Source organism: Sinorhizobium kostiense, from assembly GCF_017874595.1.
Lineage (GTDB): Bacteria > Pseudomonadota > Alphaproteobacteria > Rhizobiales > Rhizobiaceae > Sinorhizobium > Sinorhizobium kostiense.
Genome location: NZ_JAGILA010000012.1, coordinates 33017 through 59527, shown reverse-complemented (window position 1 = coordinate 59527; position 26511 = coordinate 33017). Strand labels below are relative to the sequence as shown.

Sequence of the window (26511 nt, the reverse complement as noted above, 5' to 3'; positions counted from 1 at the left end):
GCCAAGCTCAGGGCGTAACGCCCGCAAAGGAGACAGGCATGAACCAAGAGGTCATGAATCTTTTCAATCCGCAGGTGCCTGCGCAGACCTTCGATTCCATCCGGATTTCGATCGCGTCTCCGGAGAAGATTCTTTCCTGGTCTTACGGTGAGATCAAGAAGCCGGAGACGATCAACTACCGGACCTTCAAGCCGGAGCGCGACGGTCTGTTCTGCGCCCGCATCTTCGGGCCGATCAAGGACTACGAGTGCTTGTGCGGCAAGTACAAGCGCATGAAGTACAAGGGCATCATCTGCGAAAAGTGCGGCGTCGAAGTGACTCTGTCGCGCGTTCGCCGCGAGCGCATGGGCCATATCGAGCTCGCTGCACCCGTTGCCCACATCTGGTTCCTGAAGTCGCTGCCGAGCCGCATTGCCACGCTGCTTGACATGACGCTGAAGGATATCGAGCGCGTCCTCTATTTCGAAAACTACATCGTCACCGAGCCGGGCCTGACGTCGCTGAAGGAAAACCAGCTCCTGACGGAAGAAGAGTACATGCTCGCCGTCGACGAGTTCGGTGAAGACCAGTTCACCGCGATGATCGGCGCCGAGGCGATCTATGAGATGCTCGCGTCGATGAATCTCGAAAAGATTGCGGGCGACCTGCGCTCCGAAATGGCCGAGACGACGTCCGATCTTAAGCAGAAGAAGCTGATGAAGCGGCTGAAGATCGTCGAGAACTTCATGGACTCCGGCAACCGGCCGGAATGGATGATCATGAAGGTCATCCCGGTGATTCCGCCGGACTTGCGCCCGCTGGTCCCGCTCGATGGCGGTCGTTTCGCGACGTCGGACCTGAACGATCTCTATCGCCGCGTCATCAACCGCAACAATCGTCTGAAGCGGCTGATCGAGCTTCGCGCACCGGGCATCATCATCCGCAACGAAAAGCGCATGCTGCAGGAGTCCGTCGACGCCCTGTTCGACAACGGGCGCCGCGGCCGGGTCATCACCGGCGCCAACAAGCGCCCGCTGAAGTCGCTGTCGGATATGCTCAAGGGCAAGCAGGGCCGCTTCCGCCAGAACCTGCTCGGCAAGCGCGTCGATTATTCCGGCCGCTCGGTCATCGTGACCGGTCCGGAGTTGAAGCTGCACCAGTGCGGCCTGCCGAAAAAGATGGCGCTCGAGCTCTTCAAGCCGTTCATCTATGCGCGCCTTGACGCCAAGGGTTACTCTTCGACCGTCAAGCAGGCGAAGAAGCTGGTCGAGAAGGAAAAGCCGGAAGTCTGGGATATCCTCGACGAGGTCATCCGCGAGCATCCGGTCCTGCTGAACCGCGCGCCGACGCTGCACCGCCTGGGTATCCAGGCCTTCGAGCCGATCCTGGTCGAAGGCAAGGCGATCCAGTTGCATCCGCTCGTCTGCACCGCCTTCAATGCCGACTTCGACGGCGACCAGATGGCCGTTCACGTGCCGCTGTCGCTCGAAGCGCAGCTTGAGGCGCGCGTGCTGATGATGTCGACGAACAACATCCTGCATCCGGCAAACGGGGCGCCGATCATCGTTCCGTCGCAGGACATGGTTCTCGGCCTCTATTACCTCTCGATCATGAACCAGAACGAGCCGGGCGAAGGCATGGCTTTCTCCGACATGGGCGAACTGCACCATGCATTGGAAACCAAGGCCGTCACCCTGCATGCCAAGATCCGTGGTCGCTACAAGAGCGTCGATGCCGAGGGCAACCCGGTTTCGAAGATCTATGAAACGACACCCGGCCGCATGATCATCGGCGAGCTGCTGCCGAAGAATCCGAGCATTCCGTTCGACATCTGCAATCAGGAGATGACCAAGAAAAACATCTCCAAGATGATCGACACGGTCTACCGCCATTGCGGTCAGAAGGACACGGTGATCTTCTGCGACCGGATCATGCAGCTCGGCTTCTCGCATGCCTGCCGCGCCGGTATTTCGTTCGGCAAGGACGACATGGTGATCCCGGACACCAAGGTAAAGATTGTTGGCGACACCGAAGCGCTCGTGAAGGAATACGAGCAGCAGTACAATGACGGTCTCATCACGCAGGGCGAGAAGTACAACAAGGTCGTCGACGCCTGGGGCAAGGCGACCGAGAAGGTCGCCGAAGAGATGATGGCGCGCATCAAGGCGGTCGAGTTCGACGAGAACGGCCGCCAGAAGCCGATGAACTCGATTTACATGATGTCGCACTCGGGTGCCCGCGGTTCTCCGAACCAGATGCGCCAGCTCGGCGGCATGCGCGGCCTGATGGCCAAGCCGTCGGGTGAGATCATCGAAACGCCGATCATCTCGAACTTCAAGGAAGGCCTGACCGTGAACGAGTACTTCAACTCGACCCACGGCGCCCGTAAGGGGCTGGCGGACACCGCCTTGAAGACGGCGAACTCCGGTTACCTCACGCGTCGCCTCGTCGACGTGGCGCAGGACTGCATCGTCACCCACACGGATTGCGGTACCGACAAGGGCCTGACGATGACGGCGATCGTCGATGCCGGTCAGGTCGTGGCGTCGCTCGGCCAACGCATCCTTGGCCGCACGGCGCTCGACAACATCGACAACCCGGTCACCGGCGAGCGCATCGTCGATGCCGGCAAGATGATCTTGGAAGCCGATGTCGTCGAGATCGAGAAGGCCGGCATCCAGTCCGTCCGTATTCGCTCGGCGTTGACCTGCGAAATCCAGACCGGTGTCTGCGGCGTCTGCTACGGCCGCGACTTGGCGCGCGGTACGCCGGTCAATATGGGCGAGGCCGTCGGCGTCATCGCGGCGCAGTCGATCGGCGAGCCGGGCACGCAGCTCACCATGCGTACCTTCCACCTGGGCGGTACGGCGACCGTGGTCGACCAGTCGTTCCTGGAAGCCTCCTATGAGGGCACGGTTCAGATCAAGAACCGCAACATGTTGCGCAATTCCGATGGCGTACTCGTCGCCATGGGCCGCAACATGGCGATCCAGATCCTGGACGAGCGCGGCGTCGAGCGGTCCTCGCAGCGCGTCGCCTACGGTTCGAAGATCTTCGTCGACGATGGCGACAAGGTGAAGCGCGGCCAGCGCCTCGCCGAGTGGGACCCCTACACTCGTCCGATGATGACGGAAGTGGAAGGCACCGTTCACTTCGAAGACGTGGTCGACGGCATCTCGGTTCTCGAATCGACCGACGAGTCGACCGGCATCACCAAGCGCCAGGTCATCGACTGGCGCTCGACGCCGCGCGGTACGGACCTGAAGCCGGCAATCGTCGTCAAGGACAAGAACGGCAACATTGCCAAGCTTGCCCGCGGCGGCGAGGCCCGCTTCATGCTCTCGGTCGACGCGATCCTGTCCGTCGAGCCGGGGCAGAAGGTCAGCCAGGGTGACGTTCTTGCCCGCTCGCCGCTGGAGAGCGCCAAGACCAAGGACATCACCGGTGGTCTGCCGCGCGTTGCCGAACTCTTCGAGGCGCGTCGTCCGAAGGATCACGCCATCATCGCCGAGATCGACGGTACAGTCCGTTTCGGCCGCGACTACAAGAACAAGCGTCGCGTGCTGATCGAGCCGGCCGAAGACGGCGTCGAACCGGTCGAATACCTGATCCCGAAGGGCAAGCCCTTCCATCTTCAGGACGGTGACTACATCGAAAAGGGCGACTACATCCTCGACGGCAATCCGGCGCCGCACGACATCCTGGCGATCAAGGGCGTGGAAGCGCTTGCTTCCTACCTCGTCAACGAGATCCAAGAAGTCTATCGCCTCCAGGGCGTTGTCATCAATGACAAGCACATCGAGGTCATCGTCCGGCAGATGCTGCAGAAGGTTGAAATTACCGATGCCGGTGACTCGACCTACATCGTCGGCGACAATGTCGACCGCATCGAGCTCGAGGACGTCAATGATGCGCTGATCGAGGAAGGCAAGAAGCCCGCCTTCGGCGAGCCGGTCCTGCTCGGCATCACCAAGGCATCGCTGCAGACGCCGTCCTTCATCTCGGCCGCTTCGTTCCAGGAAACCACCAAGGTCCTGACCGAAGCCGCGGTCGCCGGCAAGACGGATGGCCTGCAGGGGCTCAAGGAGAACGTCATCGTCGGCCGCCTGATCCCGGCCGGTACCGGCGGTACGATGACGCAGATCCGCCGCATCGCGACGGCGCGCGACGAGCTCATCCTCGAAGAGCGTCGCAAGGGCACCGGCGCGGAGGCCGCTACCCCGATGCTCGCCGACATGGCGAACGAGAACGCCGCAGCGGAGTGATAGGGAAGGGCGGCCACCGCCCTTTCGAGAATTTCAGAGGCCGCCCGGTTTGCGCCGGGCGGCCTCTTTGTCTTTATCTTCTGTCAGTCGGGCGGCGGCTTATCATCAACTGAAGCGAATGATCGCGACCTCGCCTTCAAGGGCTCCCTGATATGCCGAAGCGTGCGGCTCCTCGTCGGGTATGTCGGTCAAGGTGCCGATCTGATCGAGATCCGCCTGGAGGAAGCCTTCCTCGGCGAGCGCGTTCAGCGCTTCCCGCACGGCCGTGTCGTCATCCGGCGCTCGCAGCATCACGTGGATCTCGACACCCTCGTCGTCTCCGTTGGCTTCGTAGGCCTTGCCGATAATGATGAAGACCAGCGGCTCTTCGGGCAGATTGTCGTTGTCGGGTGTGATCGTCATAAGAGGTTCCTTCCTGAAGTGATTTCACCTTAGCCCGGTTTGGATCGCCATGGTAAGGAAATAACGCCGGTCTCCACCCACGGCACGGGCCGACTCGGTGCGGGACGGAACTTCGCAGCGAAGTTGCCGATTCCTTAAATTTTTGCCGGAAAGCGGGAGTCTCGCCGCCCAATGCCGCGGTTGCGGCTGCTGTCTCGGCGCAAAGCCTTGTTTTTCAGGCATATCAGGGCTGCAACGCCGAGATTATTTGTTAATTGCCCTTGACGGATCGGCCTGAAAACATTACACCCCGCCGCATCAGAGCCCATGTGAGGCTGGCTGGTTCGGAACGGCGCGTTCTGGAGTTCGCCTCAAACAAGGTTCAAAACGCACGCTGAAGACACAATGCTGCACGCAAGACGCGCAAGATAGCGCGTCCTCTGCTTTTGATGGGGCCATCCGCAACCGGCGGATCGGCCCTCGTTTTGCGCATCTCATAGGCGTTCGACACCGCCGGCGACGGCAACGATCCGCCCGAAAGGGTAACGTGACAAGTTTTTGCAAGGGATGGTTACATGCCTACCGTAAACCAGCTGATCCGCAAGCCCCGTCAGGCACAGGTAAAGCGCAACAAGGTTCCTGCCCTGCAGGAAAACCCGCAGAAGCGTGGCGTTTGCACTCGCGTCTACACGACGACCCCGAAGAAGCCGAACTCGGCTCTGCGTAAGGTTGCAAAGATCCGCCTGACGAACGGCTTTGAGGTGATCGGCTACATTCCCGGTGAAGGCCACAACCTTCAGGAGCACTCCGTGGTCATGATCCGCGGCGGCCGCGTGAAGGACCTTCCGGGTGTTCGTTACCACATCATCCGTGGCGTTCTCGATACGCAGGGTGTGAAGAACCGCAAGCAGCGTCGTTCCAAGTACGGCGCGAAGCGTCCGAAATAACATCGCAACCGGCGCCATTTCGCTGGTCAGAAGATATAAAGTTGAGAGACGAGAAGTATGTCCCGACGTCACAGAGCAGAAAAGCGTGAGATCAACCCGGATCCGAAGTTCGGTGATCTGGTCGTCACCAAATTCATGAACGCAATCATGCTGGACGGCAAGAAGTCCGTTGCAGAGAGCATCGTCTATGGTGCCTTCGATGCAGTGCAGGCAAAGCTGAAGCAGGAGCCGATCTCCGTTTTCCATTCTGCGCTTGATAACATTGCTCCGCACGTCGAAGTGCGTTCGCGTCGCGTCGGTGGTGCTACTTACCAGGTTCCGGTCGACGTCCGTCCGGAGCGTCGTCAGGCTCTCGCTATCCGCTGGCTGATCGCCGCTGCGCGCAAGCGCAACGAAACGACCATGGTCGATCGCCTTTGCGGAGAACTCATGGATGCGGCGAACAACCGCGGCAGTGCTGTGAAGAAGCGCGAAGACACGCACAAGATGGCTGATGCCAACCGCGCGTTCTCGCACTACCGCTGGTAATACGAATTACGTCTCGAAAGGCAGTCACCCATGGCTCGCGAATATAAAATCGAAGACTACCGAAATTTCGGTATCATGGCGCATATCGACGCCGGCAAGACGACGACGACCGAGCGCATCCTGTACTACACCGGTAAGTCCCACAAGATCGGCGAAGTCCATGACGGCGCCGCGACCATGGACTGGATGGAGCAGGAGCAGGAGCGCGGCATCACCATCACGTCGGCCGCGACCACGACCTTCTGGAAGGGTCGTGACGGCAAGATGCGTCGCTTCAACATCATCGACACCCCCGGCCACGTGGACTTCACCATCGAAGTCGAGCGTTCGTTGCGCGTTCTCGACGGCGCCATCGCGCTCCTCGATGCCAACGCCGGCGTCGAGCCGCAGACCGAGACCGTCTGGCGTCAGGCAGAGAAGTATCATGTCCCGCGCATGATTTTCTGCAACAAGATGGACAAGACCGGTGCGGACTTCTACCGCTCCGTCGAGATGATCAAGTCCCGTCTGGGCGCGACCGCTGTCGTCATGCAATTGCCGATCGGCGCTGAAAGCGAGTTCAAGGGCGTTGTCGACCTGATCGAGATGAATGCTCTTGTCTGGCGCGACGAATCGCTCGGCGCCCAGTGGGATGTCGTCGAAATTCCGGCCGACATGAAGGAAAAGGCTGAAGAATACCGCGAGAAGCTGATCGAGACGGTTGTCGAGATCGATGAAGCGGCAATGGAAGCCTATCTCGAAGGTACCTATCCGGACAACGACAAGATCCGTGAACTGGTTCGTCGCGGCACGATCGACGTGAAGTTCCACCCGATGTTCTGCGGCACCGCCTTCAAGAACAAGGGCGTTCAGCCGCTGCTCGACGCCGTCGTCGACTACCTGCCGTCGCCCGTCGACATTCCGGCGATCAAGGGCATCGACGTCAAGACCGAAGGTGAAATCACCCGTAAGGCTGACGACAACGAGCCGCTCTCGATGCTGGCGTTCAAGATCATGAACGACCCCTTCGTCGGTTCGCTGACCTTCGCTCGCATTTATTCCGGCAAGCTCGAAAAGGGCACGTCGGTGATGAACACGGTCAAGGAAAAGCGCGAGCGCGTCGGCCGCATGCTGCAGATGCACTCGAACTCGCGCGAAGACATCGAAGAAGCCTTTGCCGGCGACATCGTTGCTCTCGCTGGTCTGAAGGAAACCACGACCGGCGATACGCTCTGCGATCCGCTGAAGCCGGTTATCCTCGAGCGCATGGAATTCCCGGAGCCGGTCATCCAGATCGCGATCGAGCCGAAGACCAAGGGCGACCAGGAAAAGATGGGCCTTGCGCTCAACCGCCTGGCTGCAGAAGACCCGTCCTTCCGCGTCAAGACCGACGAGGAATCCGGCCAGACGATCATTGCGGGGATGGGTGAACTCCACCTCGACATCATCGTCGACCGCATGCGTCGCGAATTCAAGGTCGAGGCATCCGTCGGCGCTCCGCAGGTTGCCTACCGTGAGACAATCACGCGTCAGCACGAAGAAGACTACACGCACAAGAAGCAGTCCGGTGGTACCGGTCAGTTCGCGCGCGTCAAGATCGTCTTCGAACCGAACCCGGAAGGCGAAGATTTCGTCTTCGAATCCAAGATTGTTGGCGGTGCGGTTCCGAAGGAATACATCCCGGGCGTTCAGAAGGGCATCGAAAGCGTTCTGTCTTCCGGTCCGCTCGCGGGATTCCCGATGCTCGGCGTCAAGGCGACGCTCATCGACGGCGCGTTCCACGATGTCGACTCGTCCGTTCTGGCGTTCGAAATCGCTTCGCGCGCCTGCTTCCGTGAAGCAGCCAAAAAGGCCGGTGCTCAGCTCCTCGAGCCGATCATGAAGGTCGAGGTCGTGACGCCGGAAGATTACGTCGGTGACGTGATCGGTGACTTGAACTCTCGTCGTGGCCAGATCCAGGGTCAGGAATCGCGCGGCGTCGCTGTGGTGATCAATGCCCACGTGCCGCTCGCGAACATGTTCAAGTACGTCGACAATCTGCGCTCCATGTCGCAGGGTCGCGCTCAGTACACGATGCTGTTCGATCACTACGCGCCGGTTCCGTCGAACGTCGCGCAGGAAATCCAGGCGAAGTATTCCGGTCAGAAGTGACCGGAATAGCTCGCGCTGAAACAGAATGAAAAGTTTTCCCCGATAGGGAACAGGAAACGGAGAGCCGGAAATGGCAAAGAGCAAATTTGAGCGCACCAAGCCGCACGTCAACATCGGCACGATTGGCCACGTTGACCATGGCAAGACGTCGCTGACTGCAGCGATCACGAAATATTTCGGCGAGTTCAAGGCATATGACCAGATCGACGCCGCGCCGGAAGAGAAGGCCCGCGGCATCACGATCTCGACGGCGCACGTCGAATACGAGACGCCGAACCGTCACTATGCGCACGTCGACTGCCCCGGCCACGCCGACTACGTCAAGAACATGATCACCGGTGCGGCGCAGATGGACGGCGCGATTCTCGTCGTTTCGGCCGCCGACGGCCCGATGCCGCAGACCCGCGAGCACATCCTGCTCGCCCGCCAGGTCGGCGTTCCGGCGATCGTCGTGTTCCTGAACAAGGTCGACCAGGTCGACGACGCCGAGCTGCTCGAGCTCGTCGAGCTCGAAGTGCGCGAGCTGCTGTCGTCCTACGAATTCCCGGGCGACGACATTCCGATCATCAAGGGCTCGGCGCTCGCCGCTCTCGAAGATTCCGACAAGAAGATCGGCGAAGACGCGATCCGCGAGCTGATGGCAGCGGTCGACGCCTACATCCCGACGCCGGAGCGTCCGGTCGACCTGCCGTTCCTGATGCCGATCGAAGACGTGTTCTCGATCTCCGGCCGTGGCACGGTCGTCACCGGCCGCGTCGAGCGCGGCATCATCAAGGTTGGTGAGGAAGTCGAGATCGTCGGCATCCGTCCGACGACGAAGACGACCTGCACCGGCGTTGAAATGTTCCGCAAGCTGCTCGACCAGGGCCAGGCCGGCGACAACATCGGCGCGCTGCTGCGCGGTGTCGACCGCAACGGCGTCGAGCGCGGCCAGATTCTGTGCAAGCCGGGTTCGGTGACGCCGCACACGAAGTTCAAGGCCGAGGCCTACATCCTGACGAAGGAAGAAGGTGGCCGTCATACGCCGTTCTTCACCAACTACCGTCCGCAGTTCTACTTCCGCACGACGGACGTGACGGGCATCGTGACGCTGCCGGAAGGCACGGAAATGGTGATGCCGGGCGACAACGTGACGGTCGACGTCGAGCTGATCGTGCCGATCGCGATGGAAGAAAAGCTGCGCTTCGCCATCCGCGAAGGCGGCCGCACCGTCGGCGCCGGCATCGTCGCCTCGATCATCAAGTAACAGGAAAACGGCTTGGCCGTTTCGGCAGGGACATGGTCGCCCATGTCCCTGCGATTTTTGAAAAGAAGCGGCTCAAGCGAAACGAATTTCAGAAGTTTTGAGCGTGTGCTTTCGAGGCACACCGGAAAACACGAGCAAGGACAAGTCGAATGAACGGCCAGAATATCCGCATCCGCCTCAAGGCGTTTGATCACCGGATCCTCGATGCCTCCACGCGCGAAATCGTGTCGACGGCCAAGCGCACCGGTGCGAGTGTGCGTGGGCCCGTGCCGCTTCCGACCCGGATTGAAAAATTCACGGTCAACCGGTCGCCACACGTCGACAAGAAGAGCCGCGAACAGTTCGAGATGCGCACCCACAAGCGTCTTCTCGATATCGTTGATCCGACCCCGCAGACGGTTGATGCGCTGATGAAGCTGGATCTGGCCGCTGGCGTCGACGTCGAGATCAAGCTCTAAGGTCCGGCGCAAGCCGAAATAACAAGGAAGGTACGTGGAGTTATCCAACGGCTTCCAGGAACAGGAAACCGGAAGGTGCACCAGGCACCGGACGGGAACCCTAAACAAGAGGCGTGAACCGATGCGTTCAGGTGTGATTGCACAGAAAGTGGGAATGACCCGCGTCTACAACGACGCCGGCGAGCATATCCCGGTAACAGTATTGCGGCTGGAGAACTGCCAGGTCGTGGCCCACCGCACGGAAGATAAGAACGGCTACACCGCAGTTCAGCTGGGTGCCGGCCGCTCGAAGGTCAAGAATACGACGAAGGCTCTGCGCGGCCACTTTGCCGCTGCGAGCGTCGAGCCGAAGGCGAAGCTCGTCGAGTTCCGCGTCAGCGCCGACAACATGATCGAAGTCGGCGCCGAGCTGACGGCGAGCCATTTCGTTGCCGGCCAGCTGGTGGATGTCACCGGCACCACGATTGGTAAGGGCTTTGCCGGCGCGATCAAGCGTCACAACTTCGGCGGCCTTCGCGCCACGCACGGCGTTTCCGTATCGCACCGCTCGCATGGTTCGACCGGCTCCAACCAGGACCCGGGCCGCGTCTGGAAGGGCAAGCGCATGGCTGGTCACATGGGCCAGACCCGCGTCACCACGCAGAACCTCGAAGTCGTGTCCACCGACGAAGACCGTGGGCTGATCCTGGTCAAGGGCGCCGTTCCTGGCTCCAAGGGTTCCTGGATCGTCGTTCGCGACGCAATCAAGTCGGGCACTCCGGAAGGCGCTCCGCGCCCGGCCGGTCTGCGCGCCGAAGCATCGAAGTAAGGGAGCCGGATAATGGATCTCACCGTCAAAACCCTCGAGGGCAAGGACGCGGGAAAGGTTTCCCTTTCTGACGCCATTTTCGGTCTCGAGCCCCGTGAAGACATCATCGCCCGCGTCATTCGCTGGCAGCTCGCCAAGCGCCAGCAAGGCACGCACAAGGCCAAGGGCCGCGCGGAAGTCGCGCGTACCGGCGCCAAGATGTACAAGCAGAAGGGCACGGGCCGTGCTCGCCACCATTCCGCTCGCGCTCCGCAGTTCCGCGGCGGCGGCAAGGCACATGGTCCGGTCGTCCGCAGCCATGCGCATGACCTGCCGAAGAAGATCCGCGCGCTCGGCCTGCGCCACGCGCTGTCGGCCAAGCTGAAGGCCGAAGAGATCATCGTCCTCGACGATCTCGTCGCCAACGAGGCAAAGACGAAGACGCTCGCCGGCGCATTCGCCTCGCTCGGCCTCACCAATGCTCTGATCATCGGGGGCGCCGAGATCGAGAGCAACTTCAAGCTCGCAGCCCAGAACATCCCGAATGTGGACGTTCTGCCGGTTCAGGGCATCAACGTGTACGACATTCTGCGCCGTGGCAAGCTCGTGCTTTCCAAGGCCGCCGTGGAAGCTCTGGAGGAGCGGTTCAAATGACGGATCTTCGCCACTACGACGTGATCGTGTCTCCCTCGATCACCGAAAAGTCGACGCTGGTTTCCGAACAGAACCAGGTCGTCTTCAACGTCGCCAAGGGCGCTTCGAAGCCTGAGATCAAGGCTGCCGTCGAAGCTCTTTTCGGCGTGAAGGTCACCGCTGTGAACACGCTCGTCCGCAAGGGCAAGCTGAAGCGCTTCCGCGGCTTCGCCGGAAAGCAGAAGGACGTGAAGAAGGCGATCGTAACGCTCGCCGAGGGTCAGTCCATCGACGTTTCCACCGGTCTCTAACGGATAGGCCCAGTAGGGTAAAAACCCAAAAGGGAACAAGAAAATGGCATTGAAAAGTTTCAATCCGACGACGCCGAGCCAGCGTCAACTGGTCATCGTGGACCGGTCCGGCCTCTACAAGGGCAAGCCGGTCAAGGCGCTGACCGAGGGCCTGTCCTCCAAGGGCGGTCGCAACAACCTGGGCCGCATCACCGTTCGCTTCCAGGGCGGCGGTCACAAGCGCGCCTATCGCCTGGTCGACTTCAAGCGTCGCAAGTTCGACGTCGAAGGCACTGTCGAGCGTCTGGAATACGACCCGAACCGCACCGCGTTCATCGCGCTCGTCAGCTATGCCGATGGCGAACAGGCCTATATCCTGGCGCCGCAGCGGCTGGCTGCCGGCGACAAGGTGATCGCCTCGGACAAGGCGGTCGACGTCAAGGCCGGCAACGCGATGCCGCTGCAGTACATCCCGGTCGGCTCGATCATCCACAACGTTGAGATGAAGCCGGGCAAGGGTGGTCAGATCGCTCGCTCGGCCGGCACCTATGCGCAGCTCGTCGGCCGCGACCAGGGCATGGCGATCCTTCGCCTGAATTCCGGCGAACAGCGCCTCGTGCACGGCTCTTGCCTCGCGTCGATCGGTGCTGTATCGAACCCCGATCACGGCAACATCAATGACGGTAAGGCCGGCCGTTCGCGTTGGCGCGGCAAGCGCCCGCACGTACGCGGCGTCGTCATGAACCCGGTCGACCACCCGCACGGTGGTGGTGAAGGGCGCACCTCCGGTGGCCGCCACCCGGTTACCCCGTGGGGCAAGCCGACGAAGGGCAAGCGCACGCGCTCCAACAAGTCGACCGACAAGTTCATCATGCGCTCGCGTCATCAGCGCAAGAAGTAAGAGAGGAAGTCTCAAGTGGCTCGTTCAGTTTGGAAAGGTCCGTTTGTTGACGGCTATCTTCTCAAGAAGGCTGAGAAGGTTCGTGAAGGCGGTCGCAACGAAGTGATCAAGATGTGGAGCCGCCGCTCCACGATCCTTCCGCAATTCGTCGGTCTGACCTTCGGCGTCTACAACGGCAACAAGCATGTTCCCGTCTCGGTGTCCGAGGAAATGGTCGGTCACAAGTTCGGTGAATTCGCTCCGACCCGGACCTATTACGGTCACGGCGCGGACAAGAAAGCGAAAAGGAAGTAACAATGGGCAAGGCAAAAGCCGAACGCCGGCTGAAGGATAATGAGGCGCAGGCCATTGCGCGCACGATCCGCGTCAGCCCCCAGAAGCTCAACCTCGTTGCCGCGATGATCCGCGGCAAGAAGGTCGACCGCGCTCTGGCCGAACTTGAGTTCTCCCGCAAGCGCATCGCAGGTACGGTCAAGAAGACGCTTGAATCCGCGATCGCGAACGCCGAGAACAACCACGACCTCGACGTTGATTCCCTCATCGTCGCGGAAGCTTTTGTTGGCAAGTCGATCGTGATGAAGCGCTTCCACGCCCGTGGCCGCGGCCGCGCATCGCGCATCGAAAAGCCGTTCTCGCACTTGACGATCGTTGTTCGTGAAGTGGAAGCCAAAGGGGAGGCCGCATAATGGGCCAGAAAATCAATCCGATCGGTTTCCGTCTCGGCATCAACCGGACTTGGGACAGCCGTTGGTTCGCGGATAACGCGGAATACGGTCAGCTTCTGCATGAAGACCTGAAGATCCGCGCCTACCTGATGGAAGAGCTGAAGTCTGCCGGCATCGCCAAGGTCGTGATCGAGCGCCCGCACAAGAAGTGCCGCGTGACGATCCACTCGGCCCGTCCGGGTCTGATCATCGGCAAGAAGGGCGCCGACATCGAGAAGCTGCGCAAGAAGCTCTCGGAAATGACCAACTCGGAAACGCACCTCAACATCGTCGAAGTGCGCAAGCCGGAGGTCGACGCAACGCTCGTTGCCCAGTCGATCGCTCAGCAGCTCGAGCGCCGCGTGGCCTTCCGCCGCGCGATGAAGCGCGCCGTTCAGTCCGCGATGCGTCTTGGCGCCGAAGGCATCAAGATCACCTGCGCCGGCCGCCTCGGCGGTGCCGAAATCGCCCGGACCGAATGGTACCGTGAAGGCCGCGTTCCGCTGCACACGCTGCGCGCCGATATCGACTACGGCACGGCTGAAGCTGAAACCGCATTCGGCATCTGCGGCGTCAAGGTCTGGATCTTCAAGGGCGAAATCCTTGAGCATGATCCGATGGCTTCCGAGCGCCGCGCGACCGAGAGTGACTCCCAGGGCTCTGGCAGCAGAGACCGCCGTCGTGAAAACGCGTAACATTCGCGAGTGGCAGCCAATATCGGAGAAGTAAAAAAATGTTGCAGCCAAAGCGTACGAAGTATCGCAAGCAGTTCAAGGGGCGCATCAAGGGCGTTGCCAAGGGCGGTTCCACGCTTGCCTTCGGCGAGTTCGGTCTGAAGTCTCAGGAGCCGAACCGCGTCAACGCGCGCGAGATCGAGGCGGCTCGCCGCGCGATCACCCGCTACATGAAGCGCGCCGGTCGCGTCTGGATCCGCGTGTTCCCGGATGTCCCGGTCACCGCCAAGCCGACGGAAGTCCGCATGGGTAAAGGTAAGGGTTCGGTCGAATACTGGGCATGCAAGGTCAAGCCCGGCCGTATGATGTTCGAGATCGATGGTGTCAGCGAAGAGATCGCCCGTGAGGCACTTCGTCTTGGCGCTGCCAAGCTCTCTGTCAAGACGCGCTTCGTGCAGCGTATCGCAGAGTAAGGAGTGAAGCTCATGAAAGCCGCAGATGTTCGCGCTCTGAGCGCCGACCAGCTCAAGGAAGAGCTTGCCAAGCTGAAGAAGGAGCAGTTCAACCTGCGCTTCCAGAAGGCGACGGGCCAGCTCGAGAAGTCTTCGCGTATCAACGAAGTCCGCAAGGATATCGCACGCATCAAAACCATCGCCCGCCAGAAGGCGGCAGAAGCCAAGGCCTAAGGACCAGAAATAATGCCGAAACGCATTCTGCAGGGCACCGTCGTCAGCGACAAGAACGACAAGACCGTGGTCGTCAGAGTCGAGCGCCGCTTTGCGCACCCGATCCTCCAGAAGACCGTACGTCGTTCCAAGAAGTACAAGGCTCACGACGAGAACAATCAGTACAAGGTCGGTGACGTCGTTTCCATCCAGGAATGCGCGCCGATTTCCAAGGACAAGCGCTGGACGGTGGTATCCGCCCAGGCTTGATTTCTGCAGGATTTGCCTTTCTGACCCTTGCGTCTCGGGCAAATATCTGTATGAAGCACGCAATTAAAGCCGAGGAACGCTCGAGTCCGAGCGTTCTTTTGCTTTGAGATGAGCAAAATAAGCCGGGCAAGGGGGTTTCGGCCCAACCGGCCTGGTAAAAACAAGAAGGCGACCTGACATGATTCAGATGCAAACAAACCTCGACGTGGCGGATAATTCCGGCGCACGTCGTGTCATGTGCATCAAGGTGCTGGGCGGCTCCAAGCGCAAGTATGCGTCGGTCGGCGACATCATTGTCGTTTCGATCAAGGAAGCCATTCCGCGCGGCCGCGTGAAGAAGGGTGATGTCATGAAGGCTGTTGTCGTTCGCACCGCGAAGGACATCCGCCGTCCGGATGGCAGCGTCATCCGTTTCGACACCAACGCAGCCGTTCTCATCGACAACAAGAAAGAGCCGATCGGCACCCGTATCTTCGGACCGGTTCCGCGCGAATTGCGCGCCAAGAACCATATGAAGATCATCTCGCTGGCTCCGGAAGTACTCTAAGGGAGCGAACAGAGATGCAGAAGATTCGCAAAGGCGACAAGGTCGTCGTGCTCACCGGCAAGGACAAGGGCCGCACCGGCGAAGTCGTTCAGGTCATGCCAAAGGAAGACCGGGCTGTCGTCCGTGGCGTCAACATGGTGAAGCGTCACCAGCGCCAGACCCAGAACCAGGAAGCCGGCATCATTACCAAGGAAGCCTCGATCCACCTTTCGAACATCGCGATCGCCGATCCCAAGGACGGCAAGCCGACCCGCGTCGGTTTCAAGGTCGAGGGTGACAAGAAGGTCCGCGTGGCCAAGCGTTCGGGAGAAGTGATCGATGGCTAAGACCGCTTATGAGCCGCGGCTCAAGAAAGAATATGTCGAGCGCATCCGCCAGGCGATGCAGGAGAAGTTCTCCTACGCCAACGAAATGCAGATCCCGCGCCTCGAAAAGATCGTCATCAACATGGGTGTTGGCGAAGCGACCGGCGATTCCAAGAAGCCGTCCGTTGCTGCCGCCGACCTCGCTGCGATTGCCGGCCAGAAGCCGGTAATCACCCGCGCACGCAACTCCATCGCTGGCTTCAAGCTTCGCGAAGGCATGCCGATTGGTGCCAAGGTTACCCTGCGCGGCGTTCGGATGTATGAATTCCTCGATCGTCTCGTGAACATCGCCCTGCCGCGCGTTCGCGACTTCCGTGGCCTCAATCCGAAGTCCTTCGATGGCCGTGGCAACTTCGCCATGGGCGTCAAGGAGCACATTGTGTTCCCTGAGATCAACTACGACAAGGTTGATCAGATGTGGGGCATGGACATCATCGTTTGCACGACGGCTACTAACGACGACGAAGCACGCGCTCTGCTCGCAGAGTTCAACTTCCCGTTCCGTCAGTAATCCGTAACGACAAGCGTAAAGAAGGATAACTGTTATGGCGAAAACGAGCGCAGTTGAAAAGAACAAGCGCCGCCGCAAACTGGTTGCCAGCCACGCCTCCAAGCGCGCGGCTCTCAAGGCAATCATCATGAACCAGTCGTTGCCGATCGAAGAGCGATTCAAGGCGACCCTCAAGCTGGCAGAGCTGCCGCGCGATGGGTCGAAGACCCGCATCCGCAACCGTTGCGAAGTCACCGGCCGTCCGCGCGCCTACTATCGCAAGCTTCGCATGTCGCGTATCGCGCTTCGCGAACTGGGCAATCTCGGCAAGGTGCCGGGCGTGGTCAAGTCGAGCTGGTAAGGAGACGGGCACATGGCAATGACTGATCCTTTGGGCGATATGCTCACCCGTATCCGCAACGGTGCTGCGCGCCGCAAGTCGAGCGTTTCGACGCCGGCTTCCAAGCTCCGTGCGCGCGTCCTGGATGTCCTTCAGTCCGAAGGTTACATCCGCGGATATTCGGAAGTCGAATTCGGCAACGGCAAGTCCGAGCTGAATATCGAACTGAAATACTACGAAGGCGCTTCCGTGATCCGTGAGATCGCGCGCGTCTCCAAGCCGGGCCGCCGGGTCTATGTCTCGGTTAAGTCCATTCCGCAGGTCGCGAACGGCCTCGGCATCACCATCCTTTCGACCCCGAAGGGCGTGATGGCCGATCACCAGGCACGCGAACAGAATGTTGGTGGCGAGGTTCTTTGCTCGGTCTTCTAAGGCCGGGCAGGATCTCCATAGCGAACAGACAGGTACAACAATGTCTCGTATCGGTAAGAAACCCGTTCAGGTTCCGGCAGGCGTCACGGCAAGCGTTGATGGCCAGAAGGTAACGGCGAAGGGTCCTAAGGGCGAACTGTTCTTCATTGCGAACGATGAAGTTTCGGTAAAGCTCGAAGAGAACGCGGTCGTCGTTCAGCCTCTCAATGAGAGCAAGGATGCTCGCTCGAAGTGGGGCATGTCCCGCACGATGATCGAGAACATCTTCAAGGGCGTCAAGGACGGCTACGAACGCAAGCTCGAAATCAACGGCGTCGGTTACCGCGCGTCCATGCAGGGCAAGAACCTGCAGCTGGCGCTCGGCTTTAGCCACGACGTGATCTACCAGACGCCGGAAGGCATCACGATCGCTGTGCCGAAGCCGACGGAAATCGTCGTCTCCGGAATCAGCAAGCAGCAGGTCGGCCAGGTAGCCGCGGAAATCCGCGAATACCGCGGCCCCGAGCCCTACAAGGGCAAGGGCGTCAAGTATGCCGAAGAGCGGATCGTCCGCAAAGAAGGCAAGAAGAAGTAAGGATCACGCGTTATGGCTAGCAGGAAAGATACTCTTGTGCGTCGCGCCAGCCGCGTGCGCCGTCAAATCAAGGCGGTCGCCAATGGCCGGCCGCGGCTGTCGGTTCATCGCTCGTCGAAGAACATCTACGTTCAGATCATCGACGATGTTGCCGGCAAGACCCTTGCCGCCGCTTCGACCCTCGAAGCGGATCTGAAGTCCTCGCTGAAGACCGGCGCGGACACGGCTGCCGCTGCGGCCGTCGGCAAGCTTATTGCCGAGCGCGCCTCCAAGGCCGGCATCAAGGACGTCGTCTTTGATCGCGGCGCCTTCATCTACCACGGCCGCATAAAGGCGCTGGCCGAGGCAGCCCGCGAAGGCGGCCTGAACTTCTAAGGTTCATCGCCCGGGCAGCAATGCCCGGGCGACACTCGGCTTCGCATCTCACGGTCGCTTCGATTTCTGAGGAAGTGAAGCGGCCTTTCTTCAATCTGCCGATTGCACCCGGAAAAGAAAAAGGAAGAGGACAATGGCACAAGAAAAAAGAGGCTCTCGCGAAGATCGCCAGAGCCGCGAAGAGCGCGACAGCGAATTTGTCGACAAGCTCGTCGCTATCAACCGCGTCGCTAAAGTGGTGAAGGGCGGTCGCCGTTTCGGTTTCGCCGCTCTCGTCGTCGTCGGCGACCAGAAGGGCCGCGTCGGCTTCGGTCATGGCAAGGCACGCGAAGTGCCGGAAGCCATCCGCAAGGCGACGGAAGCCGCAAAGCGCGACCTGATCTTCGTTCCGCTGCGCGGCGGTCGCACGCTGCATCACGACGTCAACGGCCGCCACGGCGCCGGTAAGGTGCTGCTGCGTTCGGCCAAGCCCGGTACCGGTATCATCGCGGGCGGACCGATGCGCGCCGTCTTCGAAACGCTCGGCGTTCATGACGTCGTCGCCAAGTCGACCGGTTCGTCGAACCCCTACAACATGGTTCGCGCGACCTTCGACGCGCTCAAGAACCAGATGCACCCGAAGGACATCGCGGCACAGCGCGGCATGAAATACGCCACGCTCCAGGCCCGTCGCGTTGCCGCCGGCGCTGCTTCCGAAGAATAAGGGAGCTGAGAGATGGCCAAGAAAGAAGTTGCCAAGAAGACGGTTACCGTCGAGCAGATTGGTAGCCCCATCCGCCGTCCGGCCGTACAGCGTCAGACGCTCATCGGTCTGGGCCTCAACAAGATGCACCGGGTTCGCACGCTGGAGGATACTCCGGCTGTTCGCGGCATGATCCGGGCCGTCCAGCACCTCGTTCGCGTCGTCGACGAGAAGTGAGGGGGATCCAGAAATGAAACTGAATGAAATCAAGGACAACGAAGGCGCGACCAAGAGCCGCAAGCGTGTTGGCCGCGGTATCGGCTCCGGCTCCGGCAAGACCGGCGGTCGCGGCGTGAAGGGCCAGAAGGCTCGTTCGGGCGTCTCGATCAACGGCTTCGAAGGCGGTCAGATGCCCATCTACCGTCGTCTGCCGAAGCGTGGCTTCAACAACATCTTCGCTTCCGAGTTCGTTGTCGTTTCGCTCGGCCGCATCCAGGCTGCCGTCGACGCGAAGAAGCTCGACGCTTCGAAGACCATCGATGCGGCTGCGCTCAAGGCGGCCGGCGTCATCCGCCGCGCCAAGGACGGTGTCCGCGTTCTCGCTGATGGCGAGCTGAAGGCGAAGATCTCGCTCGAGGTCGCCGGCGCCTCCAAGCCCGCTGTCGAGAAGATCGAAAAGGCTGGCGGCTCGGTGAAGCTGCTCGCGGCTGCCGCCGCGGAATAATGCACGTATAAGCCGCCCGGGGTGCTTCACGCCGGGCGGTTTTGCTCCCATATGTGAGCCTCACGTCCGAGCGCGGCGAATCGCCTGCCGCGACGCGACATAACGGAAACCGCGGTGAGGCATCCGATTGCAGCGACAATCGCCTCGCGTCAGGTTTTCAACTTGGAAGACTACTCGTTGCCGGATCCGGGCTTCCCGCCGGCATATGGTACGCGGAGAATTGCATGGCTTCTGCAGCGGAACAGCTGGCCTCGAACCTGAATTTCTCGACTTTCGCCAAGGCGGAAGATCTGAAGAAAAGGCTCTGGTTCACCCTCGGTGCGCTTCTGGTTTACCGTCTTGGCACCTATATCCCGCTGCCCGGCCTCAATCCGGAAGCGTTCGCGCAGGCCTTTCAAGGCCAGTCAGGCGGTATCCTCGGCCTGTTCAACATGTTTGCGGGCGGCGCCGTCGAGCGCATGGCGATCTTCGCACTCGGGATCATGCCCTATATTTCTGCCTCGATCATCGTTCAGCTGATGACCTCGGTCATCCCGGCGCTCGAGCAATTGAAGAAGGAAGGCGAGCAGGGCCGCAAGGTCATCAACCAGTACACGCGCTACGGAACGGTGCTGCTGGGAACGATGCAGGCTTACGGAATCGCCATCGGCCTTGAAAGCGGCAGCGGTCTCGTCAACGATCCGGGTTGGTTCTTCCGTATCTCCACCGTCATCTCGCTGCTCGGCGGCACGATGTTCCTGATGTGGCTCGGCGAGCAGATCACGTCGCGCGGCATCGGCAACGGCATCTCGCTGATCATCTTCGCCGGCATCGTCGCGGCCCTGCCGTCGGCCCTTGCCGGCACGCTGGAGCTCGGCCGGACGGGCGCGCTGTCGACGCCGCTCATTCTTGCGATCATCGTGATGGTGGTTGCCGTGATCGCGCTCATCGTCTTCGTCGAACGCGCGCAGCGCCGCCTGCTGATCCAGTACCCGAAGCGTCAGGTTGGCAACCGCATGTTCCAGGGCGATACGTCGCACCTGCCGCTCAAGCTCAACACTTCGGGCGTGATTCCGGCGATCTTTGCCTCGTCGCTGCTGTTGCTGCCGGCGACGGCGGCGGGCTTCACCAATGCTGCGACGCTGCCTGACTGGGCGACGACCATCGTCGGCGCGCTCGCCCACGGGCAGCCGCTCTACATGGTGTTCTATGCGGCGATGATCGCTTTCTTCGCCTTCTTCTATACGGCGATCGTCTTCAATCCGAAGGACACCGCCGACAATCTGAAGAAGCACGGCGGCTTCATTCCCGGGATTCGCCCGGGCGAGCGCACGGCGGAATACATCGACTACGTGCTGACGCGCATCACCGTCATCGGTGCGATCTATCTGGTTTTCGTCTGCATCCTGCCTGAAATCCTCATCGCGCAGACCGGCGTGCCGTTCTACCTTGGTGGTACGTCGCTTTTGATTGTTGTCAGCGTGACCCTTGATACGGTAGCACAGGTTCAGGGTCACCTCATTGCCCAGCAATATGAGGGGCTGATCAAGAAGTCGAAGCTGCGCGGAGGAAAGAGGGGACGATGAGACTTATTTTTTTGGGCCCGCCGGGCGCTGGCAAAGGTACGCAGGCCAAGCTTCTGACGGAGCGGTACGGCATACCCCAGCTGTCGACCGGTGACATGCTCCGGTCCGCCGTGGCCCAGCAGACGGAAGTCGGCCAGCGCGCGAAAGCCGTGATGGATGCGGGCCAGCTTGTCTCCGACGAAATCGTCAACGAGATCGTCTCCGACCGCATCGATGCACCGGACTGCGCGAAGGGCTTCATTCTCGACGGTTACCCGCGCACCGTCCCGCAGGCGATAGCGCTCGACCGGATGCTCGACGACAAGGGCTTGAAGCTCGATGCGGTGATTGAGCTGAAGGTCGACGAAGCGGCACTTGTCCGGCGCATGGAGAATCGCGTTGCGGAAACCGTCGCGGCCGGCGGGACCGTTCGCTCCGACGACAACCCGGAAGCGTTCCGGCGCCGCCTGGAGGAGTATCGGGCAAAGACCGCGCCGCTTTCGCAGCATTATGCGAGCACCGGCCAATTGAAGACGGTCGATGGTATGGCCGACGTGGACGCGGTCACCGCAGAGATCGAGAGGGTTCTGGCCTAGGGTCTAAGACCAGGCTGTTGCCTTTGCCGAAATGGAAGCGCCGGGGAGTTGACTTTTCCGGGCGATTCCTCCAAAGACAGCGTCAACTCGCGACATCAGAAGCGATCGGCGCGGTCTTCAAAACAATGAAGTCCGGGTACGGTCGTTTTTGACGTGTCTCGAACCTCAATCAACGAGCGGCTCTTCAAGGTCGCGTAACGAAGCACCTATTGCCGGATGGCAACTGGAACGCAAGGAGAATAGACGTGGCACGTATCGCTGGCGTCAACATCCCGACGGCAAAGCGCGTCGTCATCGCGCTGACCTATATCCACGGGATCGGCCCGAAATTCGCGCAGGAAATCATCGAGAAGGTCGGCATTCCGGCTGACCGTCGCGTACACCAGCTGACGGACGCGGAAGTCCTTCAGATCCGCGAGACGATCGACCGTGACTACCAGGTCGAGGGTGACCTGCGCCGCGAGACGGCGATGAATATCAAGCGCCTGATGGACCTTGGCTGCTACCGTGGCCTGCGCCATCGTCGCGGTCTGCCGGTGCGTGGTCAGCGTACGCATACCAACGCCCGCACCCGCAAGGGTCCGGCAAAGGCGATCGCCGGCAAGAAGAAGTAATTTCCCGAAAAGGGAAAGCGGGAGGCTGGCGTCCGCGCCGGCCTCCTTTTGCAGTTTGGGAAAGGCGATTGCCTGACCTTGCCGAACCTTGGCAGGTTCGGTGAACCGATGGCGAAGCCGGTTGCCGGCTTCGTGAACAGGAAGATGCAGGGCAGGGGACGACCAATCCTTTTCCCGGTGGAGCCGCTGGAACTACGGCGGTGCAGAGATCTAAGAAAGGGATCCTATGGCCAAGGAAGCCACCCGCGTTCGCCGCCGCGAGCGCAAGAACATCACGTCTGGCGTCGCGCACGTCAATTCGTCGTTCAACAACACGATGATCACCATCACCGACGCCCAGGGCAACGCGATTGCCTGGTCGTCCGCCGGTGCGAAGGGCTTCAAGGGTTCGCGCAAGTCGACCCCGTTTGCCGCTCAGATCGCTGCGGAAGACTGCGCCCGCAAGGCGCAGGAGCACGGCATGAAGTCGCTCGAAGTGGAAGTTTGCGGTCCGGGTTCCGGTCGCGAATCCGCCCTTCGCGCGCTGCAGGCTGCGGGCTTCATGATCACGTCGATCCGCGACGTGACCCCGATCCCGCACAATGGCTGCCGTCCGCGCAAGAAGCGCCGCGTCTGATCATATGTATTCCACATTCCGGTGAGGGCGCTCGTGGCGTTCTCCCGGTCTTCGGGGCTCGGTTGTCACGATTGGATGGTGGCAACGAACGGAAGGCAGAAAACATGATCCAGAAAAATTGGCAGGAACTGATCAAGCCGAACAAGGTGGAGTTCTCCTCCTCCGGCCGCACCAGGGCAACGTTGGTGGCGGAACCGCTCGAGCGCGGCTTCGGTCTGACGCTTGGCAACGCGCTTCGCCGCGTGCTTCTGTCGTCGCTGCGCGGTGCTGCGGTTACGGCGGTGCAGATCGACGGCGTGCTGCACGAGTTCTCGTCGATCCCGGGTGTGCGGGAAGACGTGACCGACATCGTGCTCAACATCAAGGAAATCGCCATCAAGATGGATGGCGACGACGCAAAGCGCATGGTCGTGCGCAAGCAGGGCCCGGGCGTCGTAACGGCCGGTGACATTCAGACGGTTGGCGATATCGAGATCCTCAACCCGAACCATGTGATCTGCACCCTCGACGAGGGCGCGGAAATTCGCATGGAATTCACCGTCAACAACGGCAAGGGCTATGTGCCGGCCGACCGCAACCGTTCGGAAGACGCGCCGATCGGCCTCATCCCGGTCGACAGCCTGTACTCGCCAGTGAAGAAGGTCTCCTACAAGGTCGAGAACACCCGTGAAGGTCAGGTTCTCGATTACGACAAGCTGACGATGTCCATCGAGACCGATGGCTCCGTCACCGGCGAGGACGCGATTGCGTTCGCCGCCCGCATTCTTCAGGACCAGCTTTCGGTCTTCGTCAATTTCGAAGAACCGCAGAAGGAAGCAGAGGAAGAGGCAGTCACCGAGCTCGCCTTCAACCCGGCGCTTCTCAAGAAGGTCGACGAACTGGAACTTTCCGTCCGCTCGGCCAACTGCCTGAAGAACGACAACATCGTCTATATCGGCGACCTTATTCAGAAGACGGAAGCAGAGATGCTCCGTACCCCGAACTTTGGTCGCAAGTCGCTGAACGAGATCAAGGAAGTTCTCGCTTCCATGGGACTGCATCTCGGCATGGAAGTGCCGTCCTGGCCGCCCGAGAACATCGAAGACCTCGCCAAGCGCTACGAAGACCAGTACTAAGGCCGCACGCGTTCGAAAGAACGCGTAAAGCTGGCCTTAGAACGTTAAACTGCGTATATGTCTCATCGCTTCAAGCCTTCGGCTCTCAGCGGATATACGCCCCATTAGACTGCGGGCGAATGCCTGCAAGTAAAGGAGAATAGCCATGCGCCACGCTAAAGCCGGTCGCAAGCTGAATAGAACCGCCAGCCACCGTAAGGCGATGTTTGCCAACATGGCCGCGTCGCTGATCGAACATGAACAGATCGTGACGACCCTGCCGAAGGCGAAGGAAATCCGTCCGATTGTCGAGAAGCTCGTCACCCTCGGCAAGCGTGGCGATCTACATGCCCGCCGTCAGGCGATCTCGCAGATCCGCGATGTTGCCGTTGTCTCGAAGCTGTTCGACGCAATCGCATCGCGCTACGCCACCCGCAATGGCGGCTACCTGCGCATCATGAAGGCGGGTTTCCGCCAGGGCGACAACGCTCCGCTCGCCGTCATCGAATTCGTTGACCGCGACGTCGATGCCAAGGGTGCGAAGGATCGCGCTCGCGTCGCCGCCGAATCGGAAGCAGCCGAAGCCGCCTGATCCACAGGTTGACGAGAAAAACATAAAGCGGCCGGGTGCTCTCACCCGGCCGCTTTTTCCGTTTGTACTGCACGTCTTTTTAGATCGGCATGGGTTCAGCGACAAAGACATGCTGCGATTGATAGTGCTACAGCGGCCTTTGCGCGTCTGATAGGACGCGCGGCGCTGTAGGGCCGCCGCTGCGCAGTCTCTTCCAGCGAAGGAACGGTTTCCTGATCGGCCGCCAGGCGAGCAGGGCCGCGACGAGTGCAAGATAGAGCATCTGCTCCGGCCCCACGACCTTGACCGCCATCGCGAAATGGATGGCACCGGCCGCCGCGATCACGTAGGCGAGGCGGTGGAGCTTGTTCCACCGTGGCCCGAGCCGGCGGATCGACCAATTGTTCGAGGTCAGTGCAAGCGGGATTATGAGCACCAGGGCCGTCATGCCGATGGTGATGAAGGGACGGCGAGCGATATCCGCGGCGATCGCCTGCAACCGCAGCATCTGGTCGAGCAGCATGTAGGCAAGGAAGTGCATCAGCACGTAGTAGAAGGCGAGCAGCCCGAGCGCCCGGCGATATCTCAGCCAATTGAGGCCGAAGAGATCTCGAATGGGCGTGATCGCGAGTGTAGCGATCAGGAAGCGCAGCGCCCAGAGGCCGAGCAGGTGTTCGAACTCCTTGACCGCATTGCCGGGCAGTTGCCCGGTGGCGCCGAGGTAGAAGGCCAAAGCGGCCGGTACGAGGCCAAGGGCATAAACCGCCCAGATCGAGGGACCGTGCAGGCGTTTCGGTAATGCGGGAACGAGAGCCATGGTCAGAAATTCGCCCTCAGATCCATTCCGGCATAAAGGCTCGCAACCTCTTCGGCGTATCCATTGAAGGGGAGCGTGTCGCGGCGGTTGGAACCGAAGAAGCCGCCTTCGCCGATGCGGTTCTCCGTCGCCTGGCTCCAGCGCGGGTGGTCGACCGCCGGGTTCACATTGGCATAGAACCCATACTCGTCGGGCGCAGCGAGGTTCCAGGTGCAGGGGGGCATCGTTTCGGTGAGCGAGATGCGCACGATTGATTTGATTCCCTTGAAGCCATATTTCCACGGCACCACCAAGCGGATCGGGGCGCCGTTCTGGTTCGGCAGGGTCTTGCCATAGAGCCCGACTGCGAGAATCGTCAGCGGGTGGCGGGCCTCGTCCAATCGCAGGCCTTCACGATAGGGCCAGGGCAGCGGCTGGAAAAAACCGGATTGGCCGGGCATTTCCTCCGGGCGCACCACCGTCTCGAAGGCCACATATCTGGCGCTGCCGAGCGGCTCGACCTTGTCGATGAGCGCTGCAAGCGGAAACCCGACCCAGGGAATCACCATCGACCAGGCCTCGACGCAGCGCATGCGATAGGTCCGCTCTTCGAGCGGGAAGGCCAGCAGGTCCTCCAGACCGAATTCTCTCGGCTTGCCCACGAGGCCGTCGATTTTCACGGTCCAGGGCGATGGTTTGAACGCCCCCGAATTGGCGGCCGGATCGCCTTTGCCTGTGCCGAACTCGTAGAAATTGTTGTAGCTCGTGACATCCTTCTCCGGCGTCCGTGTCTCATCGAGCTTGTATGGGTCTGGCGCTGCCTTGAGGGCGGCCGCGTTGGCCGTTTCCATCCCCAGTCCCAATGCCAGGCCGCCGGCGGCGCCCGCGAGGAAGGTCCGCCGGTCGAGAAAGAAGCGTTCCGGAGTGATTTCGGATCCGGCGATGCGCGGCGGTCTGTAGCAAGGCATATCGATTCCTCGGCGAGTGGTGAGCGAACACATCACCAGAGTTTAGATCACTGCGAAAGACGGGAAAGACCACGTTTTCGTGTCCGGCTCGTGAGGAGCACGTGTCAGCGCCTCGGCCGGAGAATGGGGACCGATTTTCGGAGAGCTCGATGCGCAGACTGAAGTGAGCCACAGCGGCCTTTGCGCGTCTGAAAGGACCCGCGGCACCGAAAGAAACGGAGCGCCTGTTCGGCGGATCGCCGTGGCCCGTGCATTTGCCTTTTTTCGCGCGAAATCCTATCTGAACCTTGCGCCTGTCGCCTGGTTCGCGGGGTGCGGCCCCGAA

The 26511-nt window shown here is 60.8% G+C and carries 35 protein-coding genes; 32 read left to right on the top strand and 3 right to left on the bottom strand.

Annotation, left to right across the window (positions count from 1 at the left end):
• Positions 1–38: 38 nt before the first annotated feature.
• Positions 39–4244 (top strand): DNA-directed RNA polymerase subunit beta', encoded by a 4206-nt coding sequence (gene rpoC / locus J2Z31_RS28440; RefSeq protein WP_209607028.1) that lies wholly within the window; start codon positions 39–41, stop codon positions 4242–4244.
• Positions 4245–4349: 105 nt separating this feature from the next.
• Here rpoC and J2Z31_RS28435 read toward each other — a convergent pair whose 3' ends face one another.
• The gene (locus J2Z31_RS28435; RefSeq protein ID WP_209607026.1) at positions 4350–4646 is read right to left on the bottom strand and encodes a transcriptional regulator; all 297 of its coding nucleotides are present in this window, start codon (positions 4644–4646) and stop codon (positions 4350–4352) included.
• Positions 4647–5200: 554 nt separating this feature from the next.
• Here J2Z31_RS28435 and rpsL point away from each other — a divergent pair.
• The 31 genes from rpsL (at position 5201) to rplQ (ending at position 24443) form a co-directional block, all read left to right on the top strand.
• On the top strand, positions 5201–5572 hold the full coding sequence (gene rpsL, locus J2Z31_RS28430; RefSeq protein ID WP_003507760.1) for a 30S ribosomal protein S12: 372 nt from the start codon (positions 5201–5203) through the stop codon (positions 5570–5572).
• Positions 5573–5629: 57 nt separating this feature from the next.
• Positions 5630–6100, top strand: a complete 471-nt coding sequence (gene rpsG, locus J2Z31_RS28425) for a 30S ribosomal protein S7 (protein ID WP_209607024.1) — start codon at positions 5630–5632, stop codon at positions 6098–6100.
• A 30-nt stretch (positions 6101–6130) separates the two neighbouring features.
• The gene (gene fusA / locus J2Z31_RS28420) at positions 6131–8230 is read left to right on the top strand and encodes an elongation factor G (protein ID WP_209607022.1); all 2100 of its coding nucleotides are present in this window, start codon (positions 6131–6133) and stop codon (positions 8228–8230) included.
• A 70-nt stretch (positions 8231–8300) separates the two neighbouring features.
• The gene (gene tuf / locus J2Z31_RS28415) at positions 8301–9476 is read left to right on the top strand and encodes an elongation factor Tu (protein WP_209607021.1); all 1176 of its coding nucleotides are present in this window, start codon (positions 8301–8303) and stop codon (positions 9474–9476) included.
• 149 nt (positions 9477–9625) lie between these two features.
• Positions 9626–9934: a 30S ribosomal protein S10 gene (gene rpsJ / locus J2Z31_RS28410; protein ID WP_003507767.1), complete on the top strand. Its 309-nt coding sequence runs from the start codon at positions 9626–9628 to the stop codon at positions 9932–9934.
• A 121-nt stretch (positions 9935–10055) separates the two neighbouring features.
• A complete protein-coding gene (gene rplC / locus J2Z31_RS28405; protein ID WP_209607020.1) occupies positions 10056–10742 on the top strand; it encodes a 50S ribosomal protein L3 in 687 nt (228 codons plus the stop codon).
• Positions 10743–10754: 12 nt separating this feature from the next.
• On the top strand, positions 10755–11375 hold the full coding sequence (gene rplD / locus J2Z31_RS28400) for a 50S ribosomal protein L4 (RefSeq protein ID WP_209607018.1): 621 nt from the start codon (positions 10755–10757) through the stop codon (positions 11373–11375).
• Positions 11372–11665, top strand: a complete 294-nt coding sequence (locus tag J2Z31_RS28395; RefSeq protein ID WP_034859451.1) for a 50S ribosomal protein L23 — start codon at positions 11372–11374, stop codon at positions 11663–11665. Before rplD ends, J2Z31_RS28395 begins: the two co-directional genes overlap by 4 nt.
• Before the next feature lie 43 nt (positions 11666–11708).
• Positions 11709–12545 carry a 50S ribosomal protein L2 gene (rplB, locus tag J2Z31_RS28390; protein WP_209607016.1) on the top strand — a complete coding sequence of 279 codons (837 nt, stop codon included), beginning with the start codon at positions 11709–11711 and terminating at the stop codon, positions 12543–12545.
• A gap of 15 nt (positions 12546–12560) precedes the next feature.
• Positions 12561–12839 (top strand): 30S ribosomal protein S19, encoded by a 279-nt coding sequence (rpsS, locus tag J2Z31_RS28385; protein WP_002964358.1) that lies wholly within the window; start codon positions 12561–12563, stop codon positions 12837–12839.
• A gap of 2 nt (positions 12840–12841) precedes the next feature.
• Positions 12842–13231 carry a 50S ribosomal protein L22 gene (gene rplV, locus J2Z31_RS28380; RefSeq protein WP_209607013.1) on the top strand — a complete coding sequence of 130 codons (390 nt, stop codon included), beginning with the start codon at positions 12842–12844 and terminating at the stop codon, positions 13229–13231.
• Positions 13231–13944, top strand: a complete 714-nt coding sequence (rpsC, locus tag J2Z31_RS28375; protein ID WP_209607010.1) for a 30S ribosomal protein S3 — start codon at positions 13231–13233, stop codon at positions 13942–13944. The genes rplV and rpsC overlap by 1 nt, the downstream gene beginning before the upstream one ends.
• Positions 13945–13982: 38 nt before the next feature.
• Entirely contained in the window at positions 13983–14396 is a 414-nt protein-coding gene (gene rplP, locus J2Z31_RS28370) for a 50S ribosomal protein L16 (RefSeq protein ID WP_209607008.1), read from the top strand.
• 12 nt (positions 14397–14408) lie between these two features.
• Entirely contained in the window at positions 14409–14609 is a 201-nt protein-coding gene (gene rpmC, locus J2Z31_RS28365; protein ID WP_003536529.1) for a 50S ribosomal protein L29, read from the top strand.
• Positions 14610–14621: 12 nt separating this feature from the next.
• The gene (rpsQ, locus tag J2Z31_RS28360; protein ID WP_209607006.1) at positions 14622–14858 is read left to right on the top strand and encodes a 30S ribosomal protein S17; all 237 of its coding nucleotides are present in this window, start codon (positions 14622–14624) and stop codon (positions 14856–14858) included.
• 178 nt (positions 14859–15036) lie between these two features.
• Complete coding sequence (gene rplN / locus J2Z31_RS28355) at positions 15037–15405, top strand: 50S ribosomal protein L14 (protein ID WP_034795548.1); 369 nt, start codon at positions 15037–15039, stop codon at positions 15403–15405.
• Between the two features lie 14 nt (positions 15406–15419).
• Entirely contained in the window at positions 15420–15731 is a 312-nt protein-coding gene (rplX, locus tag J2Z31_RS28350) for a 50S ribosomal protein L24 (RefSeq protein WP_209607004.1), read from the top strand.
• On the top strand, positions 15724–16281 hold the full coding sequence (rplE, locus tag J2Z31_RS28345; RefSeq protein ID WP_209607003.1) for a 50S ribosomal protein L5: 558 nt from the start codon (positions 15724–15726) through the stop codon (positions 16279–16281). Before rplX ends, rplE begins: the two co-directional genes overlap by 8 nt.
• Before the next feature lie 34 nt (positions 16282–16315).
• Positions 16316–16621, top strand: a complete 306-nt coding sequence (gene rpsN / locus J2Z31_RS28340) for a 30S ribosomal protein S14 (RefSeq protein WP_071023178.1) — start codon at positions 16316–16318, stop codon at positions 16619–16621.
• 12 nt (positions 16622–16633) lie between these two features.
• A complete protein-coding gene (gene rpsH / locus J2Z31_RS28335) occupies positions 16634–17032 on the top strand; it encodes a 30S ribosomal protein S8 (protein ID WP_066875648.1) in 399 nt (132 codons plus the stop codon).
• 40 nt (positions 17033–17072) lie between these two features.
• The gene (rplF, locus tag J2Z31_RS28330) at positions 17073–17606 is read left to right on the top strand and encodes a 50S ribosomal protein L6 (protein WP_209607001.1); all 534 of its coding nucleotides are present in this window, start codon (positions 17073–17075) and stop codon (positions 17604–17606) included.
• 12 nt (positions 17607–17618) lie between these two features.
• Positions 17619–17981, top strand: a complete 363-nt coding sequence (gene rplR, locus J2Z31_RS28325) for a 50S ribosomal protein L18 (protein ID WP_209606999.1) — start codon at positions 17619–17621, stop codon at positions 17979–17981.
• 133 nt (positions 17982–18114) lie between these two features.
• On the top strand, positions 18115–18684 hold the full coding sequence (gene rpsE / locus J2Z31_RS28320) for a 30S ribosomal protein S5 (protein WP_065999828.1): 570 nt from the start codon (positions 18115–18117) through the stop codon (positions 18682–18684).
• A 12-nt stretch (positions 18685–18696) separates the two neighbouring features.
• A complete protein-coding gene (rpmD, locus tag J2Z31_RS28315) occupies positions 18697–18900 on the top strand; it encodes a 50S ribosomal protein L30 (protein WP_026617379.1) in 204 nt (67 codons plus the stop codon).
• 13 nt (positions 18901–18913) lie between these two features.
• Positions 18914–19387, top strand: coding sequence for a 50S ribosomal protein L15 (gene rplO, locus J2Z31_RS28310; protein WP_209606997.1), 474 nt, complete (start codon positions 18914–18916; stop codon positions 19385–19387).
• Between the two features lie 224 nt (positions 19388–19611).
• Positions 19612–20952: a preprotein translocase subunit SecY gene (gene secY, locus J2Z31_RS28305; RefSeq protein ID WP_209606995.1), complete on the top strand. Its 1341-nt coding sequence runs from the start codon at positions 19612–19614 to the stop codon at positions 20950–20952.
• Entirely contained in the window at positions 20949–21527 is a 579-nt protein-coding gene (locus J2Z31_RS28300) for an adenylate kinase (RefSeq protein WP_209606993.1), read from the top strand. Before secY ends, J2Z31_RS28300 begins: the two co-directional genes overlap by 4 nt.
• A gap of 245 nt (positions 21528–21772) precedes the next feature.
• Entirely contained in the window at positions 21773–22141 is a 369-nt protein-coding gene (gene rpsM / locus J2Z31_RS28295) for a 30S ribosomal protein S13 (RefSeq protein WP_066875641.1), read from the top strand.
• A 226-nt stretch (positions 22142–22367) separates the two neighbouring features.
• The gene (gene rpsK / locus J2Z31_RS28290) at positions 22368–22757 is read left to right on the top strand and encodes a 30S ribosomal protein S11 (protein WP_026617374.1); all 390 of its coding nucleotides are present in this window, start codon (positions 22368–22370) and stop codon (positions 22755–22757) included.
• Positions 22758–22861: 104 nt separating this feature from the next.
• Entirely contained in the window at positions 22862–23872 is a 1011-nt protein-coding gene (locus J2Z31_RS28285; protein WP_209606991.1) for a DNA-directed RNA polymerase subunit alpha, read from the top strand.
• A gap of 145 nt (positions 23873–24017) precedes the next feature.
• Positions 24018–24443 (top strand): 50S ribosomal protein L17, encoded by a 426-nt coding sequence (gene rplQ, locus J2Z31_RS28280; protein WP_209606989.1) that lies wholly within the window; start codon positions 24018–24020, stop codon positions 24441–24443.
• A gap of 127 nt (positions 24444–24570) precedes the next feature.
• On the opposite strand, the gene msrQ is transcribed toward rplQ, so the two are convergent.
• A complete protein-coding gene (gene msrQ / locus J2Z31_RS28275) occupies positions 24571–25239 on the bottom strand; it encodes a protein-methionine-sulfoxide reductase heme-binding subunit MsrQ (RefSeq protein WP_209606987.1) in 669 nt (222 codons plus the stop codon).
• Between the two features lie 2 nt (positions 25240–25241).
• Positions 25242–26186 (bottom strand): protein-methionine-sulfoxide reductase catalytic subunit MsrP, encoded by a 945-nt coding sequence (gene msrP / locus J2Z31_RS28270; protein WP_209606985.1) that lies wholly within the window; start codon positions 26184–26186, stop codon positions 25242–25244.
• Positions 26187–26511 lie beyond the last annotated feature (325 nt).